The 2,180-nt window shown below is 51.3% G+C and carries 3 protein-coding genes; 2 read left to right on the forward strand and 1 reads right to left on the reverse strand.

The window, feature by feature from the left end:
- Nucleotides 1–336: 336 nt before the first annotated feature.
- Complete coding sequence (locus tag QZ506_RS18530) at nucleotides 337–930, forward strand: DUF1454 family protein (protein WP_291973048.1); 594 nt, start codon at nucleotides 337–339, stop codon at nucleotides 928–930.
- Nucleotides 931–1,033: 103 nt separating this feature from the next.
- A complete protein-coding gene (gene tpiA / locus QZ506_RS18535) occupies nucleotides 1,034–1,801 on the forward strand; it encodes a triose-phosphate isomerase (protein WP_291973049.1) in 768 nt (255 codons plus the stop codon).
- Nucleotides 1,802–2,036: 235 nt separating this feature from the next.
- Here the strand turns inward: tpiA and QZ506_RS18540 are convergent.
- Nucleotides 2,037–2,180: IS1 family transposase (locus QZ506_RS18540; RefSeq protein WP_291973050.1), on the reverse strand; the 144-nt coding region annotated here is incomplete at its 5' end.

Raw genomic sequence — 2,180 nt, forward strand, 5'->3', positions numbered from 1 at the left:
CAAACACGCTTATCACGACTGGTGTCATGAAGGTGTTCGAGTTCGGCTTTTTGCTTGTCGGTAATAAATATCTTCATAGTGGGTGAGCATGATCTTCTTACCGCGTAAAATCAAGCATCTTCAATGATCACGGGTATATATTCTCGTATCGACACGTTTATTCTCAGGGTGAATACCTCTTACTGACAGAATGGTGCGACAAGGGTGTGCCAGCACGTGCCTTTTGACAATCGCGCCCAAATCGGGCTTTAATCAGACAAGCGCCCGTTGTCAGTGCCTCCAATCTTGCTCTGACAACGCTCTCTTTTGAAAACGGAACACTTCAATAGCGGAACTATGACTATACGACTCGTTGCACCAGCGTTACTCCTGCTTTTACTGACGTCTGGACCGGAGGTTCACGCGCAGCCCCTTGTGCCGTCAAAAGACGCCACGGCGGCACCGTACCTGCTGCCCGACGCGCCAACATTCGACCAGACTATCCCACAGTTTCGCACGCGCCATAACCTCAGCAACCCCTCATTAACGATGGGTGAATTCCGCGCGGTGGATACTGGAGAGCCCGGCGCACCGCTGACGCGTGCTGCGAGCAGAATCAATGCCCAACTCTACGCCTCAACCGCGCTGGAGCGAGGCACCGGCAAAATAAAAACCATGCAACTGACCTATCACCCTCAGGCGGGTGATCCTGAAACCGGCGCTCGACGTGCGCAGGCTATACAGTATATGGCCGCGCTGCTGCGTCACTTCATTCCCTCGCTCTCCGAGGAACAAAGCAACAAGAAGATTGCGGAATTGCTGGATATCGGCAAACGTCAGGGCTTTTACCAACAAACGGAAGGCGCATTGCGATATGTAGTGGCAGATAATGGGGAAAAAGGGATAACATTCGCTGTTGAACCGATTAAGCTAACGCTATCTGAACCGTGATCGCGCTGGCATTGAGTGATGAAAATCAGAGCTTCTCGCGGGTTTGGTCTCTATACTGTCTGAAAAATAAAATTACTTGCTATCCCTATTCGGAGGAAAAAAGATGCGTCATCCATTAGTAATGGGTAACTGGAAGCTGAACGGCAGCACGCACATGGTTATCGAGCTGATCGCCGGTTTGTGTAAAGAACTCAGCACAGTGACTGGCTGCAACGTCGCCATCGCGCCGCCCGAGCTGTATCTGGATCAGGCAAATCATCAATTGGCCGGTGGGCGCATTGCGCTCGGCGCACAGAACGTCGATGTTAACCTGTCTGGTGCCTACACGGGCGAAACCTCTGCCACCATGCTGAAAGACATCGGTGCGAAATACATCATCATAGGCCACTCCGAACGCCGCACCTACCACAAAGAAAGCGACGCATTCATTGCGAAAAAATTTGGCGTTCTGAAAGAAGCCGGACTGATCCCCGTGTTGTGCATTGGTGAAACCGAAGCAGAAAACGAAGCAGGTGAAACCGAAGCGGTTGTCGCACGTCAGTTGGATGCGGTATTGAGCACATTGGGTGCCACAGCCTTCAACGATGCGGTTATCGCCTACGAACCAGTATGGGCCATTGGCACTGGCAAATCAGCAACCCCGGCTCAGGCACAAGCGGTACATAAGTTTATCCGTGACCATATCGCCAAGCACGACAAAGCGGTCGCCGATCAGGTCATCATTCAGTATGGTGGCTCGGTCAACGCAGCCAACGCCGCGGAACTCTTCACGCAGCCGGACATCGACGGCGCACTGGTAGGTGGCGCGTCGCTGAATGCCGATGCCTTTGCCGTGATCGTGAAAGCCGCCGCTGAAGCCAAGCGCGCGTAACGCGGTAATACTGCAACAGCGCGTCTGTTTTACGGATGCGCTGTTTACTCTCTTGTTCCCGCCCCTCGCTGTACTCCTTTTCTGAAACTCTTGTACCGCCTCGCACTAGGCACTTAATCATTCGCAGTGACTTTTTCACGTTACTAAATTAAAAATTTTATTTCTGAAAAACAAAAAACCCCATTTACGGTCGTGTATTCAATGAGTTGATGTAGCATCAAACGTAGTACTCGCGTTAGATGTAAGTACCGATGATCCTATCGTGCATTTCGGATGATTTTGAATATCCGAGCGTCTTGCGATTGAGCCGTTGCAATCGGTTACGCAGTGTCAGATGTGTACGCTCAATACGCTGTGTATACAGCTTGCTAACAATGTG

Source organism: Candidatus Symbiopectobacterium sp. (assembly GCF_020054415.1).
Lineage (GTDB): Bacteria > Pseudomonadota > Gammaproteobacteria > Enterobacterales > Enterobacteriaceae > Symbiopectobacterium.